15 protein-coding genes and 1 tRNA gene are annotated in these 15851 nt (G+C 61.9%); 3 read left to right on the forward strand and 13 right to left on the reverse strand.

Annotation, left to right across the window (positions count from 1 at the left end):
• Positions 1-74: 74 nt before the first annotated feature.
• The 6 genes from AC1DMK_RS13790 to AC1DMK_RS13815 all read right to left on the reverse strand — a co-directional run bounded on the left by AC1DMK_RS13790 (position 75) and on the right by AC1DMK_RS13815 (position 6198).
• A complete protein-coding gene (locus AC1DMK_RS13790; protein ID WP_477859710.1) occupies positions 75-1253 on the reverse strand; it encodes a GGDEF domain-containing protein in 1179 nt (392 codons plus the stop codon).
• Positions 1254-1440: 187 nt separating this feature from the next.
• Entirely contained in the window at positions 1441-2481 is a 1041-nt protein-coding gene (gene pyrC / locus AC1DMK_RS13795; RefSeq protein ID WP_037060622.1) for a dihydroorotase, read from the reverse strand.
• A 63-nt stretch (positions 2482-2544) separates the two neighbouring features.
• A complete protein-coding gene (locus tag AC1DMK_RS13800) occupies positions 2545-3171 on the reverse strand; it encodes a nucleoside triphosphate hydrolase (protein ID WP_037060620.1) in 627 nt (208 codons plus the stop codon).
• A complete protein-coding gene (locus AC1DMK_RS13805; RefSeq protein ID WP_477859714.1) occupies positions 3168-3950 on the reverse strand; it encodes an ATP-binding cassette domain-containing protein in 783 nt (260 codons plus the stop codon). Before AC1DMK_RS13805 ends, AC1DMK_RS13800 begins: the two co-directional genes overlap by 4 nt.
• A 2-nt stretch (positions 3951-3952) precedes the next feature.
• Entirely contained in the window at positions 3953-5017 is a 1065-nt protein-coding gene (locus AC1DMK_RS13810) for an ABC transporter permease (RefSeq protein WP_037060952.1), read from the reverse strand.
• Between the two features lie 155 nt (positions 5018-5172).
• Positions 5173-6198, reverse strand: a complete 1026-nt coding sequence (locus AC1DMK_RS13815) for a sugar ABC transporter substrate-binding protein (protein WP_037060615.1) — start codon at positions 6196-6198, stop codon at positions 5173-5175.
• 224 nt (positions 6199-6422) lie between these two features.
• Here AC1DMK_RS13815 and AC1DMK_RS13820 point away from each other — a divergent pair, with 224 nt between their 5' ends.
• Positions 6423-7670: an ROK family transcriptional regulator gene (locus AC1DMK_RS13820; protein WP_037060612.1), complete on the forward strand. Its 1248-nt coding sequence runs from the start codon at positions 6423-6425 to the stop codon at positions 7668-7670.
• Positions 7654-8133, forward strand: coding sequence for an RbsD/FucU domain-containing protein (locus AC1DMK_RS13825; protein ID WP_037060609.1), 480 nt, complete (start codon positions 7654-7656; stop codon positions 8131-8133). Before AC1DMK_RS13820 ends, AC1DMK_RS13825 begins: the two co-directional genes overlap by 17 nt.
• A 3-nt stretch (positions 8134-8136) precedes the next feature.
• Here the strand turns inward: AC1DMK_RS13825 and AC1DMK_RS13830 are convergent, their stop codons facing one another.
• The 4 genes from AC1DMK_RS13830 to AC1DMK_RS13845 form a co-directional block, all read right to left on the reverse strand.
• On the reverse strand, positions 8137-9174 hold the full coding sequence (locus AC1DMK_RS13830) for a 4-hydroxyproline epimerase (protein WP_037060607.1): 1038 nt from the start codon (positions 9172-9174) through the stop codon (positions 8137-8139).
• Between the two features lie 74 nt (positions 9175-9248).
• On the reverse strand, positions 9249-10499 hold the full coding sequence (locus tag AC1DMK_RS13835) for an NAD(P)/FAD-dependent oxidoreductase (protein ID WP_477859892.1): 1251 nt from the start codon (positions 10497-10499) through the stop codon (positions 9249-9251).
• Between the two features lie 81 nt (positions 10500-10580).
• Positions 10581-11867, reverse strand: coding sequence for an alpha/beta hydrolase (locus AC1DMK_RS13840; protein WP_037060605.1), 1287 nt, complete (start codon positions 11865-11867; stop codon positions 10581-10583).
• Between the two features lie 391 nt (positions 11868-12258).
• On the reverse strand, positions 12259-13083 hold the full coding sequence (locus tag AC1DMK_RS13845; RefSeq protein ID WP_477859718.1) for an SDR family oxidoreductase: 825 nt from the start codon (positions 13081-13083) through the stop codon (positions 12259-12261).
• 107 nt (positions 13084-13190) lie between these two features.
• On the opposite strand from AC1DMK_RS13845, the gene AC1DMK_RS13850 reads away from it, so the two are divergent.
• Positions 13191-14114 (forward strand): LysR family transcriptional regulator, encoded by a 924-nt coding sequence (locus AC1DMK_RS13850; protein ID WP_037060601.1) that lies wholly within the window; start codon positions 13191-13193, stop codon positions 14112-14114.
• A 288-nt stretch (positions 14115-14402) separates the two neighbouring features.
• Here AC1DMK_RS13850 and AC1DMK_RS13855 read toward each other — a convergent pair whose 3' ends face one another.
• From AC1DMK_RS13855 to AC1DMK_RS13865, 3 genes are all read right to left on the reverse strand, one after another.
• The gene (locus AC1DMK_RS13855; RefSeq protein ID WP_037060599.1) at positions 14403-14771 is read right to left on the reverse strand and encodes a hypothetical protein; all 369 of its coding nucleotides are present in this window, start codon (positions 14769-14771) and stop codon (positions 14403-14405) included.
• Positions 14772-14900: 129 nt separating this feature from the next.
• Positions 14901-15227 carry a hypothetical protein gene (locus AC1DMK_RS13860; protein WP_477859721.1) on the reverse strand — a complete coding sequence of 109 codons (327 nt, stop codon included), beginning with the start codon at positions 15225-15227 and terminating at the stop codon, positions 14901-14903.
• A 511-nt stretch (positions 15228-15738) separates the two neighbouring features.
• Positions 15739-15815 (reverse strand) — tRNA-Arg (locus AC1DMK_RS13865).
• Between the last annotated feature and the right edge of the window lie 36 nt (positions 15816-15851).

Here is a 15851-nt window from a genome sequence, read left to right on the forward strand (position 1 = left end):
CACCATCGCGCTTTCGCGCCGCGGGGCGGCCGGCCACCGGCCGACGGCAGCCTTATGGGAGCAGAGGCGTTCGATCAAGAGCCTGTCCGCACGGCCTCGACCGGGACCGCGTGGAGATGGCCGGACAGCTCGACACGATTGCGGCCGGTACGTTTGGCCGCGTAGAGGGCCTTGTCCGCAGCACTTAGCAATGCGTCGAAATGCGTCGGAATCGGCCGCCCCACCGCGACGCCAGCACTGACAGTGCATCGTACCACGCTCCCGTCGAGGCGTGTCTCGTAGTCTTCCAAGGCTCTCCGTATGCGTTCAGCCACCACCTCGGCACGCCCTGGCATCACTTCCTTCAACACCAGCGCGAACTCCTCGCCACCGAGCCGCGCGGCAGTGTCGCCGGTTCTGCAGCTCGCCTCCAGGAGTGCGGCGAAGACTTTCAACATATGATCGCCCACGCCGTGGCCATAGGTGTCGTTGATGGATTTGAAGTGGTCGATGTCGAAGACCACGATCGCGGTCGTTGTGTCCATCGCGCCAGCGCCATAGCGGTCGAACAGCGCGCGGCGGTTGAGCAGTCCGGTGAGCGGATCGGTTATCGCATCCAGCCGGTGCCGGGCAGCGACGCGCCACTGGTGCAGCGCCAGCGAAAGCGCACCGATGCCGGTCATGCTGGCGATGCATATGGCAATGCTTAGGTCCTCTGCCCAGTTTTTCGGCGCTGCGCCCAGAACAAGCTTGCCGCCGGCGATCAGGACCACCGCGCAGAACACGAAGGACAGGGCCGTGAGCGTATAGAGAAAGGCAATTGCGGTGAGCGGCGCAGGCGCCTCGTCGCGCGCCAGCCAATACTGGTAGGCAACCGCAAAAAGGACAGCGGCAATCACCGTGTTCTCAGCGATGAAGGCAGCGCCATCGTAGCCGGCGATCATTGGCGGAACGGACAGCAATATGGCGGCAAAAGCGCAGACCATCGTAGCCAAGGCCGGGAAGCGGCCGGTGCGAAACTGGTATCCCGCGCCCCACCCCATGGCTAAGCCCGAATGCAACAGGACATAGGCAACAACGCCGAGCCATATGGCCGGCTTTTCGACATACAGGCCATAAACGATTATGCCGCCCACGATCAGCAGCAAAGCGAGAGCGCAGCTCAGCAGGAAGGTCTCGGTGCGACGCCCGAACCAGCTACCGAACAGCGTTGCTGCAAGGCAACCTGCCGAAACCGCAAGCGCTATCAAAAGGGAGTTATAATCAAGCGTCATGCTTCAAAACCCAGCGGCTTCTGCCGCAGCCTCAACCGGCCCACAGCCTAGCTGCGGGGGTATGACGAATGTCTTACCCGTTTCGTTAAAAATGACGGTTTCGAAGCAAAATACGCAACATCAATGAAAGTGACCTGCCGCGTCAAGTTGACGCGACAATATAAATTAGAAACTCGCAAGATATCTCTTAACGTTGGACATCCCAATGCAGCGGGAACATTGGATCAAAAACAGTTACGGACCCCGCTCCTGTTTCAATCTTGGCCGGAAACGAAACTGGATCTGGTCGTTTGACCAGCGTTACTGTCTCTTCATTGACAGGAAGGCCGTACCAGGCGGGACCATTCAGGGATGTGAAGGCTTCAAGTTTGTCGAGCGCATTGTCCTGCTCGAAGACATGGGCCAGGCAGCTCATCGTGTTGATCGACGTATAGATGCCGGCGCAGCCACAGGCGCATTCCTTCAGCGGATCGACATGCGGTGCAGAATCGGTCCCGAGGAAGAAGCGGGGATCGCCGCTGGTGGCAGCGGCACGTAGGACCAGCCGGTGGTTCTCGCGCTTGGCGACAGGCAGGCAATAATAGTGCGGCCGGATGCCGCCGACGAGAATGGCGTTGCGGTTGATGATCAAGTGATGGGTGGTGATCGAACCGGCGAGGTTGGCCTTGGCCGACTTGATGTAGTCGATACCATCGCTGGTGGTCACATGCTCCATCGTCACCTTCAGCTCCGGCAGGCGCTTGCGCAGCGGATCGAGAACCGCCTCGATGAAGACCGCTTCCCGGTCGAAGATATCGACCTCAGGCGCCGTGACTTCCCCATGAACGCAGAGCGGAAGGCCGATCTTCGCCATGCGCTCCAGCACCGGCATCGCCTTATCGATATCGCGAACGCCGCCATGCGAATTGGTGGTGGCGCCGGCGGGATAAAGCTTGACCGCGGTGATCAACCCGCTTCTCTTTCCTGCTTCGACATCGTCGGGATCGGTATGCTCCGTGAGGTAGAGCGTCATCAGCGGCTGGAACCGATCGCCCTTCGGCAGAGCCGCCGTGATGTGTGAGCGATAGGCCTCCGCGTCCGCCGTAGTCACGACGGGTGGCACGAGATTCGGCATGATGATGGCGCGGGCGAAATCGCGGCTGGTATCGCCGATGACGCCTTCCAGCATGGCGCCGTCGCGCAGGTGCAGGTGCCAGTCATCGGGTCGGCGGATGGTGATCGATTGCATGGCGGCCTCCGGAGCGATGTGTTCCGGGTGTCGATACCACCAACCGCGCGGCAAAAACAATCGCTAAGCGCTGTCCAGGGTCACATCGGCCGGGCGGCGATTGCCGAGGATCAATCGCCCATTCGGAAGATCGTTGCCGTAGACCTTGGCGCTCGCGGCTTCTTCTGTCAGCTTGTAACCGCGCCAACGCGCCCAGAGGCGCTCCTCAAGTACCTCGATGGGGGGCGCAAGCATGATCGAGTAGTCGAACACGCCATCCAGTTCCGCCCACTTGCCCTGATTGAAGAGCAGGTAGTTGCCCTCGACGATGATGAAGCGGTGATCCGGGGAAACGGCCCGAGCAGACGCGATGGCGATTTCGCGCGAACGGTCGAAAACAGGAACCAGCACTTCCTGGTCCGCAAGCCGCACGGCACGAATGATGTCCAGGAAGCCGCGGACGTCGAAGCTCTCCGGGATGCCCTTGCGCGCCAGCATGCCGCGCTCAATGAGGATGGCATTGTCCATGTGAAAGCCGTCCATCGGCAGGACTTCGGCGGTCTGGCCGCGTTCCCGCAGATTGTCTGCGAGGTTGTCGGCCATGGTGGACTTGCCGGAACCGGGCGGACCGGCAATCGCCACCAGAAAGCGCTTGGCGTCGCCGGCGCGGTCGATAGCCTCGCCGGCGATTTCCCTCGTCCTCTCGCTCATGCGGCAACCGTCTCCGTGGGAACGGCTTTGGCGCCGGTCATGAACGCGACGGCATCCGACATCGTATATTCCTTCGGATCGATCACCGTCAGACGGCGTCCGAGGCGGTGGATGTGGATGCGGTCCGCCACTTCGAAGACATGCGGCATGTTGTGCGAGATCAGCACGATCGGAATGCCGCGAGAGCGCACGTCGAGGATCAGTTCCAGAACCTTGCGGCTTTCCTTCACACCGAGAGCGGCCGTCGGTTCATCAAGGATGATGACCTTGGAGCCGAACGCGGCAGCCCGCGCCACCGCGACACCCTGCCGCTGGCCGCCGGAGAGGGTTTCGACGGCCTGGTTGATGTTCTGGATGGTCATCAGGCCGAGTTCGGTCAGCTTGGTTCGCGCTCGCTTTTCCATTGTCGGCCGATCCAGCATTCGGAACACGCTGCCAAGCACGCCGGGTTTCCTGATCTCGCGACCGAGGAACATGTTGTCCGCGATCGAGAGCGCCGGAGAGAGCGCGAGGTTCTGGTATACGGTTTCGATGCCGGCTTCCCGCGCTTCCATGGGGGAGCGGAAATTGACCTGCTTGCCCTCAAGGCTGATCTCGCCTTCGTCCGGCGTGACCGCGCCCGATATTGCCTTGATCAGCGATGACTTGCCGGCGCCATTGTCGCCAATGACGGCCAGGATTTCGCCGGGATAAAGGTCGAAATCCGCGTTATCCAGTGCCGTGACGCGTCCGTAGCGCTTAACCAGACCACGTGCGAAGAGAATGGGTTCGTTTGCCATGGTTACACCGACACCTTTCTGATCCACTGGTCGATTGCGACTGCTGCGATGATGAGGACGCCGGTGAGCAGCACCTTCCATTGCGGATCCGCCCCCAGCATATTGAGGCCCATCGATACGACGCCGACGATCATCGCGCCGAACAGGGTGCCGAGGATGGAGCCGCGACCGCCGAAGAGCGAGATGCCGCCGATTACGGTCGCAGTGATGGCCTGAAGGTTGTAGTCGGTCACGGCAGAGGAGGGTGAGATCGAGCCATTGCGGCCGATCGACACCCAGGCGGCAAAGGCAGCGATGACGCCGGAGATCGCATAGACGGTCAACAGCACCTTCTTGGTCTGGATACCCGAGAGCTTTGCAGCTTCCGGGTCGTCGCCGACCGCATACACGTGCCGGCCCCAGGCCGTGTGATTGAGGATGTACCAGAGCACCAGCACCAGCAGCACCATGGCGATGACGCCGAGCGTCAAGACGGCGCTGCCGACCCTGAAGCTGAACGCGAACAAATGCAGCAGCGGCGCCTGCGCATCGACGTCGGTATCGCGGATCGTCTCGTTTGCCGAGTAAATGAAGTTCGTCGCCATGACGATATTCCAGGTGCCGAGCGTCACGATGAACGGCGGCAGCCGCATGTAGGCGACGAGGAAACCGTTGAGAAGACCGCAGAGACCGCCGACGACCAGACCCACAAGCACTGCGAGTGGAGTCGGTATCCCGTAGGTGACYGCGACATTGCCCATCACGACAGCGGAAATGACCATGATAACGCCGATCGAGAGGTCGATGCCGGCGGTCAGAATGACCAGCGTCTGGGCTGCGCCGAGGATGCCGACAATGGCGATCTGCTGCAGGATGAGCGTCAGCGTGTAAGACGAGAAGAACCGTCCGCCGATCGCGAGGCCGAAAATGATGATAGCCAGCACCAGCACGATCAGCGGTATGGCCGCCGGGGTCGAATGCAGGAAATGCTGCGCCCGCTTCAAAAGCGAGACATTCTGGTGCTCGAACGACGCAACACTCTTGTCGCTGCCATCAAGGACCTGTTCGAATTCCTGTGCTCCAGTCACTTTTTCCTCCTCAGCCTTCGCGCCGAACTGCGCGCGTAAGCCACTGCCGATCTCATTCCGGTCTTCGCACGCCGGTTCGTCAGGCAACAGCTCATCGTCCGTCGAAAACGGCCGGGGATCAACCCCCGGCCGGTCTTCTGGTTAAATCGCGAGGCTTAGCCCCAGCACTTGTCGGTGCCTTGCTTGGTGTCGATCGACTTGACGCCGGAAACCGGCTTGTCGGTGACGAGCGAGACACCGGTGTCGAAGAAGGACTTGCCTTCGGTCGGCTTAGGCTTCTCACCGCCGTCCGCGAACTTCTTGATGGCCTCAACGCCGAGAGCGGCCATCATCAGCGGGTACTGCTGCGAGGTTGCGCCGATGACGCCTTCGGTAACCGATTTGACGCCCGGGCAACCGCCGTCAACAGAGACGATCAGCACGTTCTTTTCCATGCCGACGGCCTTGAGCGCCTGGTAGGCACCAACGGCAGCCGGTTCGTTGATCGTGTGGATGACGTTGATGCTAGGATCCTTCTGGAGAAGGTTCTCCATGGCCTTGCGGCCGCCTTCTTCGTTGCCGTTGGTCACGTCGTGACCGACGATGCGCGCATCGTCCTCGTCGCCGATCTTGTTCGGGTCCTTGGGGTCGATACCAAAGCCGATCATGAAGCCCTGGTCGCGCAGAACATCGACGGTCGGCTGTGATGGTGTCAGATCAAGGAAGCCGATCTTGGCATCTTTCGCCTTGTCGCCCATCGTTTCCTTGGCCCACTGACCGATCAGCTTACCGGCGAGCAGATTGTCCGTGGCAAAGGTTGCATCGGCGGCATCAGCAGGATCGAGCGGCGTATCGAGCGCGATGACGAGCAGGCCGGCGTCGCGCGCTTTCTTGACAGTCGGCACGATACCCTTGGTGTCGGATGCCGTGATCAGAATTCCCTTGGCACCGTCGGCGATGCAGCTTTCGATCGCTGCAACCTGGCTCTCGCTATCGCCGTCGATCTTGCCGGCGTAGGATTTCAGCGTGACGCCGAGTTCTTTCGCCTTGGCCGTCGCACCTTCCTTCATCTTAACGAAGAACGGGTTCGTATCGGTCTTGGTGATGAGGCAGGCGGACACGTCCGCGGCCGTTGCCGGAGCCGCGAAGGCGACACCGAGCGCCAGCGCGCCGAGCGCTGCAGAAAGTACGGATTTCTTCATTTACTCCTCCCAGAGTGTGGCCGGCCTGCCTGATGACAAGACCGGAATTGACTGACACGAAGGTCGGTATTCGGAGGTTGCCGATGCCGTTTCGTGCCGTTGACAGCCCTAATTAACAGCAAAAGATTTTGGCTTGTCAATAAATAAATCCAATTGAATTATTAATTCGCTGTGGCATGCTCATGGAAAATAGGGCATAGGCCGATAAACGGGAGGAGTGGCCAATGTCGTCCATAGCGGGTCCGGTTCAAGCGCCGGCCCAACTGCCGATTCTCAGTCCTGCGGGTGGCGCAAACCAGATCAGGGTGCGCGCCTACAACGAACGGTTGGTACTGTCGCTGGTACGCCTCTACGATTCACAGTCGAGGGCGGATATCGCCCGCCGTACCGGCCTTTCTGCACAGACGGTCTCGGTCATCATGCGGGCTCTTGAGAAGGAGGGGCTGCTCTCGCGGGGAGAGCCGGTGCGCGGGCGCGTCGGCCAGCCATCGATCCCGATGCGGCTCAATCCCGATGCGGTATACTCCTTCGGCGTGAAAATGGGCCGGCGCAGTGCCGATCTCGTCCTGATGGACTTTGTCGGCCGCATCCGCATGCAGAAGCGACAAATCTACGCCTATCCGCTGCCGGAGGAATTTCTCGATTTCATCACGTCAGGCATCAATGAACTGGAAGGCCGCCTCGATGCCGAACAGCGCAGCCGCATTGCGGGCATAGGGATCGCCGCGCCCTTCGAACTCTGGAACTGGGAGGAAGAGGTCGGATCGCCAAAGGGGGCCATGGACGTCTGGCGCGATGTCGATCTGCAGACCGAGGTGGCAGCGCGCGTATCCTACCCCGTGTTCCTGCAGAACGATGCGACCAGCGCTTGCGGCGCGGAACTGGTATTCGGGGTCGGGCCGTCCTATCCCGATTTCGTCTATTTCTTCATCGGCTCCTTCATCGGCGGCGGCATCGTACTCAACTCCGCCATCTTTTCCGGACGCACCGGAACGGCTGGCGCAATAGGTCCTCTTCCCGTCCGCGGCAAGAACGGCGAGACCCTGCAGCTTCTGGAGGTCGCCTCCATCTTCGTTCTTGAGAACATGCTGCGCGAGCGCGGGATCGACCCGCAGCCGCTGTGGTATTCCGCCGACGAGTGGATCGACTTCGGAGAGCCACTCGAGGAATGGATACAGGACACGGCCAAAGCACTGGCGCAGGCCATCGTTGCCGCCGCCTCCATCATCGACTTCAGCGCAGCCGTGATCGACGGCGGCTTTCCTGACTGGGTGCGCGAACGGCTGGTCAAGGCGACGATCGCCGAGGCCGACAAGCTCGATCTTCAGGGCGTGGTCATGCCCGACATTATCGAAGGGGCGGTCGGCTCGCAAGCGCGTGCCATTGGCGGCGCAAGCCTGCCGATCTTCGCACGCTACCTCACCGATCAGAATGTACTCTTCAAGGAGGTCGAGAATGCTGAAGGGACTTAACCCGCTGCTCAGTCCGGAGCTGCTTTCGACATTGCGCGGTATGGGGCATGGCGACGAAATTGCCATCGTCGACGGCAACTATCCCGGCGTCGAGCATGCGCGGCGGCTGATCCGGCTGGACGGCCATGGCATCATAGCCGTTCTCGATGCCGTTCTCAGCGTGCTGCCGATCGACGATTTCGTGCAGGACGCGATCTTCCGCTCCACGGTGAAGGCAGACCGGGACAAGCTCGACCCGGTGCATGAAGAGATGATCGACTGCTGTGCCCGGCACGAGCCGCATCGGCAGGTGGTGCCGCTCGTCGGCCAGGACTTCTACGGTCGCGTGCGCGCCGCCCATGCCCTCATCCAGACCAGCGAACCGCGGCTCTACGCCAACATCATCTTGCGCAAGGGCGTGATCTACCCACGGACGGGCGACCATGCCCAGTCCAAGGGCGAGGTCGACCCGTTCGTCTACTAAGCCTCAGATCTCACCCGCGGACGGACCCCAGACGTCGGTCAGGGCAAAGCCGCCGGGATGCGGGTCGAAGGGATCGAGTGCGACCTGCGAGAGACCGAAGGTGAAGCCGCGACCGGTGATCGTCGGAACGACAGCAGGCCGTCCCGCGACCGTCGTCTCCGCCAGCAGGCCGACCTCGAATTCGGAATCGATGATCGACCGCGACTTGAAGACGTCGCCGACCTTTGCCTTGCCACGCGCATGCAGCGCCGCGAGATTGGCGGAATTGCCCGTGCCGCAGGGCGAGCGATCTGCCCGGCCGGGCCACATGGTCGTGCAGGTTCGCACGGTCCCATCCGCTTCGACGTCGCGGAACATGACATAGGCCACACCCGAAATCGCCGGAATCTCGGGATGCGCGACCTTGGTGCTGCGATTGATCTGTTCCTTCAGGATCATGCCGGCCTGGACGAGTGCGGCGGCATTCGCCTTCTCGATCGTCAGGTTGATCTGGCGGACGTCGACCAGAGCGTAGAAAATACCGCCGTAGCAAAGGTCAGCCTTGATCTTTCCCCATTGCGGCGTATCGATTTCGACGTCCAGTTCGTGCACGAAGGACGGGACCATGGCGAGCTTCACCTTCTCGCAGCGCCCGTCGCGGCAGGTTGCAGTAGCCTTGACCAGGCCGGCCGCGGTTTCCAGCGTGACGATGGTTTCAGGCTCCTGCATCTCGACGATACCTGCCTCCAGCAGGGCCGTGGTCACGCAGATCGAATTCGACCCTGAGCTCGCATGCGCCTGATCCGGCTGCAGGATGATGAAGGCCGCGTCGGCATCCGGGTGCTTCGGCGGAAGCACAAGATTGACGGAGCCGATCGGCGCGCCGCGCGGCTCCAGGCAAAGGAAGCGACGCAGCTCCTGGCCTTTCGGATCGGTGTTCAACCAGTGCAGCTGTTCTGCGACCGTATTGCCGGGAATCTTCGGAACGCCGCCGATCGCGACCTTTCCGATTTCACCTTCGGCATGAACATCCAGCAGTTGGATCGTGCGTTTCCATCTCATCGACTAACTCCGGGCATATGTTGCGCGTCATGCAGGAACTCCGCGCTTCCGAAACAGGACACGTGCGGGGCCTCCTAGTAGCGGTCGATGCGAAAGGGCTTCATATCGACGGCAGGTCTCTTGCCTGTGACCATATCGGCGATCAGCAGCGCTGTCGTCGCCGAAAAGGTTAGGCCGAGATGTCCGTGGCCGGTCGCATACCAGACACTCTGCATTTTCGACGACGGCGAGATGATCGGGATCGTATCAGGCAGCGCCGGGCGATGGCCCATCCACTCCGTCGTCTCCTCGACCTTCAAACCGGGTATGGCGCGCTGCGCATGGCGAACAAGCACGCGCGGACGCCGGAAATCAGGCGCGGCGTCAAGGCCTGCGAGCTCGACGTTGCCGCCAACCCTGATCCCGCCGGCCGTCGGCGTGATCATAAAGGCGCGATGCGGCCAGATCACCGAATAGCGCATAGATACGCCGGGCTTCATGATCTGCGTGTGGTAGCCACGCTCGGTCTCCAGCGGAATCGGTTCCCCGAGCTTCTCGGCCAGGGCTCGGGTATGCACGCCGGCCGCGAGGATCACGCTGTCGGCGGTGATGCGCTGTCCATTGTCGAGCAGCACGACCGCAGTGCCATCGCCGCTTTTCTCGATGTTGCGGACAGCACCCGACACGAAGCTCGTGCCATGTGCGCGAGCGCAATCGGCGAGCTTGACGACGAGCTCGTAGGGATTGCGGATCGACTTGTTGTCGGGCAGCAGCACAGCCTTGGAGATCGACGGCGCAAGCGCCGGTTCCAGTGCTCGAATGTCGCCGCCGCTCACCACGTCGAAGTTGAAGCCGTAACGCCGCATCATGTCGATATGGCCGCGGTCGCCCGCGAATTCGGCCTCGGTCTCATAGATTGCGAGGCAACCTTCTTCGGTCATCAGCTCCGGAGCGCCGACCGCCGACAGCATGGTGCGAAAGTCGGCAAGCGCGTTGCGGGAGAGGCTCATGCCAGCATCCTCGATCTCGCGCAGCCGGGACGGCCTGCCGGCAGCAATAAATCGCAGGAACCAGGGCAGAATCTTGATGGCATAGGTGGGACGCAGCCAGACAGGGCCTTCGGGATCGCACAACCAGCCGGGAAGCTTGCGCCACGTCGTAGGGCCAGAGCCCGCGGCAAAATCGAGAGCGATGCTCGCCATGTTGCCGTAGGAGGTGCCGCGCCCGGGTTCCCCCTTGTCGATCAGGGTCACCTGCAAGCCCCGGCGCTGAAGTTCGAAGGCGATTGCCGCCCCGACCACGCCTGCGCCGACAACCGCGGCCGTCTGTTTCTTCTCTTCCACCATATCATCGCCCATCGCGGCGGAGCCTCCCCCGCCATCTCGAACTCTGATATATCAGATTGACGGTCGTTGCCTACCGGAATCTTACTGGCTCGGCAGCCCCGCCCCGACGCTGTCGCCAACCGAGCCCGCCGTGTTCTCGACCGACTGACCGAGACGCTTCAATTGGGCGTCGTAGTTGCGTCTTGTGCGCGGGTCGAAGATCGCAATCGGCGTGCTGACGGCGACGCTGGCCGCACTGCCGACCGTCTGCGCCGCTCCCATTGCGACGGCGCCGACGGCCTCGCCGATGCCGACCTGAGAATCGGTGATCGCCTGTCCGGCGACCAAACGGTCGCCGATCAGCCGCACGACCTCCGGGCTTTCGGCAAACTTGCCGTGGTTCAGCCGATCGCCGCCTTTGAGCTTGGTCAGGTCGAGAACCGTGATGCCGGCGGCCTCCAGCTTGCTGCGATAAGGTTCGACAGAGGGGTCGATCTGGCCGAGGCGATCGACATTGCCGGAGATGCGCCGCGACAATGCAAGGGCGCGGTCGTCGCGCGACACGAAGATGGTGAAATGTGGCCGATCCTTCCCCAGGCTCGCGAACTGCCTGCTGAAGACGTCGACATCGAGATCTGGAGATGCAAGTATGACGTTGTTGATCTTCGGCGCCACGTGGCCGTTTCGGATCGCCATCTGGCGTAAGGCTTCGACGGTCAGCCACGTGCCCATCGAGTGAGCCATGATGGTGATGTCATCGACCGCGGGATTGGCGGCGGTGCGGCGCAGCAATTCCTCCAGCGCGTCGCGCGAGTAGTTGGTGCTTTCCTTGTCGTAATTGTAGTCGAAGATGCTGCCGCGGGATGGCCAGGTGAAGACAACCGGGGCGACATCGGCGTGCGAATCGTGGACGATCTGCGCAAAGCGATAAACCGCATCCTCGTAGAGATTGTTGAAACCGTGCACGAAAATCAGAGCACGGCGGCTCTTCGGCATGTGTGTCCTGAGCCACTGCTCGCCCGCACGCTCATCCCGCAGGGGATCGACGGCAACGGTCACGAAGTCCTTCTGGGGGTCGGCCGGCAGGCGGCTCGGCCACTGGACCTGACCGACCTTGCGGTTGGCGTCCGGCGGAATGGAGACGTCGACGGCGTTGACGGTGAGGCCGGTGCCGCGTTCGCCGGAAAACAGCACCGCCGGATCGCTGGAAGGGGCGCGCGTCGTCGCGACCAGCAGACCGACGTTGGATGTGCCAGGGGACGCGCCCTGCGCAACCACGCCGGCAGGCTGCATCACGCCGATAAGCCGCCCGCCGCAGCCGGTCAGAATGAACGCCGCAATCAAAACGCCAGCAAACGCCCTGCGCGCGGCAGAGGGTCGATCGATCATGTCTTGTCCAACTGCGCCATGACCGTCCAATAGTCTGCCTGCTGCGACGGAGTCAAATCCCGGAGGATCTCGACGAGAGACAACGGGGAGACCGGCGTGGCGCGGCTCGGCAACAACTGAACATTGGGGCAGAACAGAAAAAAGCCCGGTGCGGGAGGAGGTGCACCGGGCTCTTGATCCTGACTGGCAACTGGGAGGAGGAGTGTTGCCAGTCCGACGAAGGAGCGCTGGGAGGAGGAGTGCGCTGCCTTCGAGATCATTAATAGCCAATTGTTTCGATCAGGAATAGGGAAATTACCGCAATGCAGCAATGCTTTCTACGCATAGCTCTGCTTTCAAATTTTTCATTGGAGCCTCATTTTGCAGCAATTTTGATCAACCGATCAAGGAATCAGGCAAAATGCGCCCGCATGAAGTCGACATACTCCTGATCGGCCATTCCATGCCGCGCTTTGACGAAGCCACGCGCATCGTCGCCGACGAGATAGCGCAAGCGGTCGCTGCCATCGGTTGCGGCGCGATAGATGACCTCGGCGACCTCGCCTGAACTCATCATCCTTGCAGCCACCATGCCCGCAAAGGCCTGCATCGAGCGCTCGAGGAAAGCGTCATAGGCAGAGAGTGCCGGGTCGGCGGCGAAGGTTGCGGCGGCGCGCTGCTGGAAGCTCGTAGCGCTCACCCCGCCATGCGGGATCACCGATTTCACGCTGACGTTCAGGGCCCGCATCTCGTACGAGAGGGCTTCCGTGAAGCCTTCCAGCGCAAACTTGCTCGCACAGTAGATCGACAAGGTCGGCAGCGTGAACAGGCCCGCCCCGGAACTGACGTTGATGATTGCCCCGCCCTCGGCGGCGCGAAAGTGCGGGAGGATCGCCCGGGTGACGTCCATAACGCCAAACACGTTGACGTCGAACTGTTCCTGTATCTTCTCGCGGGACGTCGCTTCGAAGATGCCGTTCTGGCCGTAGCCCGCATTGTTCACCAGAAGGTCGATGCGCCCGAACCTCTCGATACCAGCCTCGACGGCGTGCGCAATGCTCTGCCGATCCTGCACGTCGAGCCTGGTGACCAGCACATCCGGCATGCCGTCCAGCTCGGCGGCCTTTTGCGGATCGCGCATGGTGGCAACAACGTTCCAGCCATTTGCCTGAAACAGTTTTGCCGATGCCTGGCCGATGCCGGACGATGTTCCCGAAATCAGAACGGTTTTCTTCATTGCCTGCCTCACATGTCTTGGAGATTGGTCACCGGCTGTAGATAGGCGGCTGGAATTGTACCGATAAGCCACATATTACTGCATGCGATCATGCAGGATTTCGAACAATGAAAATCACGGGCCTCGTGGAGCTCAATGCCGCCGTCGCCGTGGCCGCCGCCCGGAGCTTTCGCGCGGCGGCGCTGGAACTCGGCATGTCGGCGTCGGCGCTGAGCCACTCCGTCGCGTCGCTCGAAGGCCGGCTCGGTGTCCGCCTGTTCAACCGGACGACCCGCAGCGTCTCGCTGACGGAAGCGGGCGAGCGGTTCCTAGACAAGATCGGACCCGCGCTGAAGACCATCTCGGCAGCGATGGAAGAGGCAGGCGAATTTCAGACGACACCGTCCGGAACCCTTAGGATCAACAGTTCCGAAGGCGGCGCCCGCAACCTCCTCATCCCCATCGTTCTCGAATTCCAGCGCCGCTATCCCCTGGTCAACGTCGACATTGCGGTCGACGGGCGGCTGGTCGATATCGTCAGCGAGGGGTTCGACCTCGGCGTGAGGCTGATCGAGACCGTACCGCAAGACATGATCGCCATTCCGCTGCGGGCTGAAGAGCGCTTTCTTGTCGTCGGCTCGTCCGATTACTTCAATAGGCACGGCATCCCTGCTTCGCCCCACGATCTGGCGAACCACGCATGCCTGCGTCTGCGGCTACCGAGCGGAACTGTCTATCGCTGGGAATTCGAACGGCATGGCGAGGAGATCCGCCTCGATGTCAAGGGGTCCCTGACCCTGCAAAGCAGCGATCTGATGCTGGAGGCCGTGCTGGAAGGCGCGGGGCTCGCCTATATGACCGAGCGCAACGTCGCCGCCGCATTGGCCGCCGGGCGCCTCATCAGCGTGCTCGAAGACTGGACACCGCCCTTCCCCGGCCTTTGTCTCTATTATTCCGGCCACCGACATGTGCCGGCGGCGCTGCGTGCCTTCGTCGACCTCGCTCGAAAGATGGCGCCCTCCGGCACCCGGCATAGCCACCCGCATCAATAGCGGGCCAACGCGGCGGGCGGGAGTTGCTCGACGGTGCAAAGCTGACGGCGGATCAGGCCTCGCGACCTCGGCGATCACAGGCGCTGTCTCGGCCGGCGCAACCGGCAGCATCGCGATCATTCTCTTCGAAGGGAATCCCCTAGCCCACCCCCGCTGTTCATGCGTATCAAGTGGATCACAACCATGACATGCCAACGAGACGGTCCCCGGCAATTGAACGTGCGGGTGAACGCGCAGGCGCAAGAGAGGCGGCCGAAGCCGCCTCTCGTCGCGGATAGGGCGGCGCGATCAGAACCCGTTGTCGCACGGCATACTGCCGTCGCCATTGGTGCCGCCGAACGTGCTTTGGCAGTAGGTCTGCCTATGCATCGGTACTGCGGTCGCCGGGCGCGCGCCGATCGAACCGGTGGTGCCAGTATCGATGCCAAAGGCTGCGAGCGGGTACCAGTAGCCGTCAGAGTGACGGCGCATTCCCGGGCGCTCGGTGCGCGACCCCTGATATCCATGCCAAAAGGCGGCATGAGGCTTGTACTGCACCATTTCTATGTTCGCGGAGGTTGAGAGCTGCACGGGCGCAGCCTGCGCTGGAACGATGCAGGAAAGGGCGACGAGAGCCCCGAGCGGCAAGGTAGTCGAAGCAAAGCTGAACATTTTCATGATAGACCTTCCTTCCGGATTTACAGAAGGAAAATGCTGTCTCAGCTTGCAAAGTTCCACGATCACACGCGAGATCCAAGACTCGTGATCAGTGGCGATTGCGCGTGATGGGAACAGACGGCAAAGCGCCTACTGGTCGTAGATGGCCCGGTAGCCCTGGCTGGAGATGCAGGTCACGTACTGGCGGCGGGCGGCCGCTCTCGCCTGCGCCTCCTCGTTGGCGGCGTCGACCGGATATCGGGCCATCTGGGCCCGCAACTCGTATTGCTTGCGGGCTTCGCGGTACATGAAATTTCCGTCCCCGGTGCAGATATTGTGGGCAATACCCGGCGGATTGAGCGGCGGATCGGTCAGTGCAACCGGGACAAGGATGGGCGCGTTGGCGTGATCGACGCAGCCGGCAAGCGCAGCGAGCCCCGCGCCGAGTGCAAGCGCCCGAACCATCTTACTCAGCATGCATTCCCTCCGGCCCTGCGCCACGACGTTGCCTGCCCAGCGGACAGCGAGGCGCCACCATCACCGCGCAACATTGCGCCAGGCTAACGCCGGTGCAGTACGGCGATTGAACCGGTCGATTTACGAGCGTTGCTGACGGGATCGTGGCAACAGGCCACCAAGCGCCTGTTTGCGGTCGCACATGCTGCGTCGCTGCGAATTGCATAGGGCGATCGTGAAGCCAAGGGCCACTGCGATCAATCTTCGCCATGGCTCCTACGCCGGCCGCACCTGCGGACGTCGCCTTTCACGCACGCATTTGGTGCTTTGGGGAGGCGTATGGGATTCCAGCCGACGGCCGCTGCGGTTCCCGCGGCCCGGTTCCTCTGGACTTCCACTCAACAGTAATCGTGGGCCTTGGGAACGCCAACTGCTTGTCGTTGTCGCGGGAGAGGCGGCATGAACGCGGATTAGCGCGGCCTACCGAGCAAATTTAGGTGGCTGCCCTGAGGGCTAATCTAGTGGGAAATGATGGCGCACCCGGAGCGATTCGAACGCCCGACCCCCAGATTCGTAGTCTGGTGCTCTATCCAGCTGAGCTACGGGTGCGTAACCGGAAGCGGCTGTACCGCTTGGTTGGCGGTT

It is taken from the genome of Rhizobium sp. 05L419 (assembly GCF_056397845.1).

Coding starts and splice junctions, on each gene's coding strand:
- AC1DMK_RS13855 (WP_037060599.1), bottom strand. CDS start 14,771: ATGAAAATGTTCAGCTTTGCTTCGACTACCTTGCCGCTCGGGGCTCTC.
- AC1DMK_RS13790 (WP_477859710.1), bottom strand. CDS start 1,253: ATGACGCTTGATTATAACTCCCTTTTGATAGCGCTTGCGGTTTCGGCA.
- AC1DMK_RS13825 (WP_037060609.1), top strand. CDS start 7,654: ATGCTGAAGGGACTTAACCCGCTGCTCAGTCCGGAGCTGCTTTCGACA.
- AC1DMK_RS13800 (WP_037060620.1), bottom strand. CDS start 3,171: ATGAGCGAGAGGACGAGGGAAATCGCCGGCGAGGCTATCGACCGCGCC.
- AC1DMK_RS13805 (WP_477859714.1), bottom strand. CDS start 3,950: ATGGCAAACGAACCCATTCTCTTCGCACGTGGTCTGGTTAAGCGCTAC.
- AC1DMK_RS13840 (WP_037060605.1), bottom strand. CDS start 11,867: ATGATCGATCGACCCTCTGCCGCGCGCAGGGCGTTTGCTGGCGTTTTG.
- AC1DMK_RS13845 (WP_477859718.1), bottom strand. CDS start 13,083: ATGAAGAAAACCGTTCTGATTTCGGGAACATCGTCCGGCATCGGCCAG.
- pyrC (WP_037060622.1), bottom strand. CDS start 2,481: ATGCAATCGATCACCATCCGCCGACCCGATGACTGGCACCTGCACCTG.
- AC1DMK_RS13820 (WP_037060612.1), top strand. CDS start 6,423: ATGTCGTCCATAGCGGGTCCGGTTCAAGCGCCGGCCCAACTGCCGATT.
- AC1DMK_RS13830 (WP_037060607.1), bottom strand. CDS start 9,174: ATGAGATGGAAACGCACGATCCAACTGCTGGATGTTCATGCCGAAGGT.
- AC1DMK_RS13860 (WP_477859721.1), bottom strand. CDS start 15,227: ATGCTGAGTAAGATGGTTCGGGCGCTTGCACTCGGCGCGGGGCTCGCT.
- AC1DMK_RS13835 (WP_477859892.1), bottom strand. CDS start 10,499: ATGGTGGAAGAGAAGAAACAGACGGCCGCGGTTGTCGGCGCAGGCGTG.
- AC1DMK_RS13815 (WP_037060615.1), bottom strand. CDS start 6,198: ATGAAGAAATCCGTACTTTCTGCAGCGCTCGGCGCGCTGGCGCTCGGT.
- AC1DMK_RS13850 (WP_037060601.1), top strand. CDS start 13,191: ATGAAAATCACGGGCCTCGTGGAGCTCAATGCCGCCGTCGCCGTGGCC.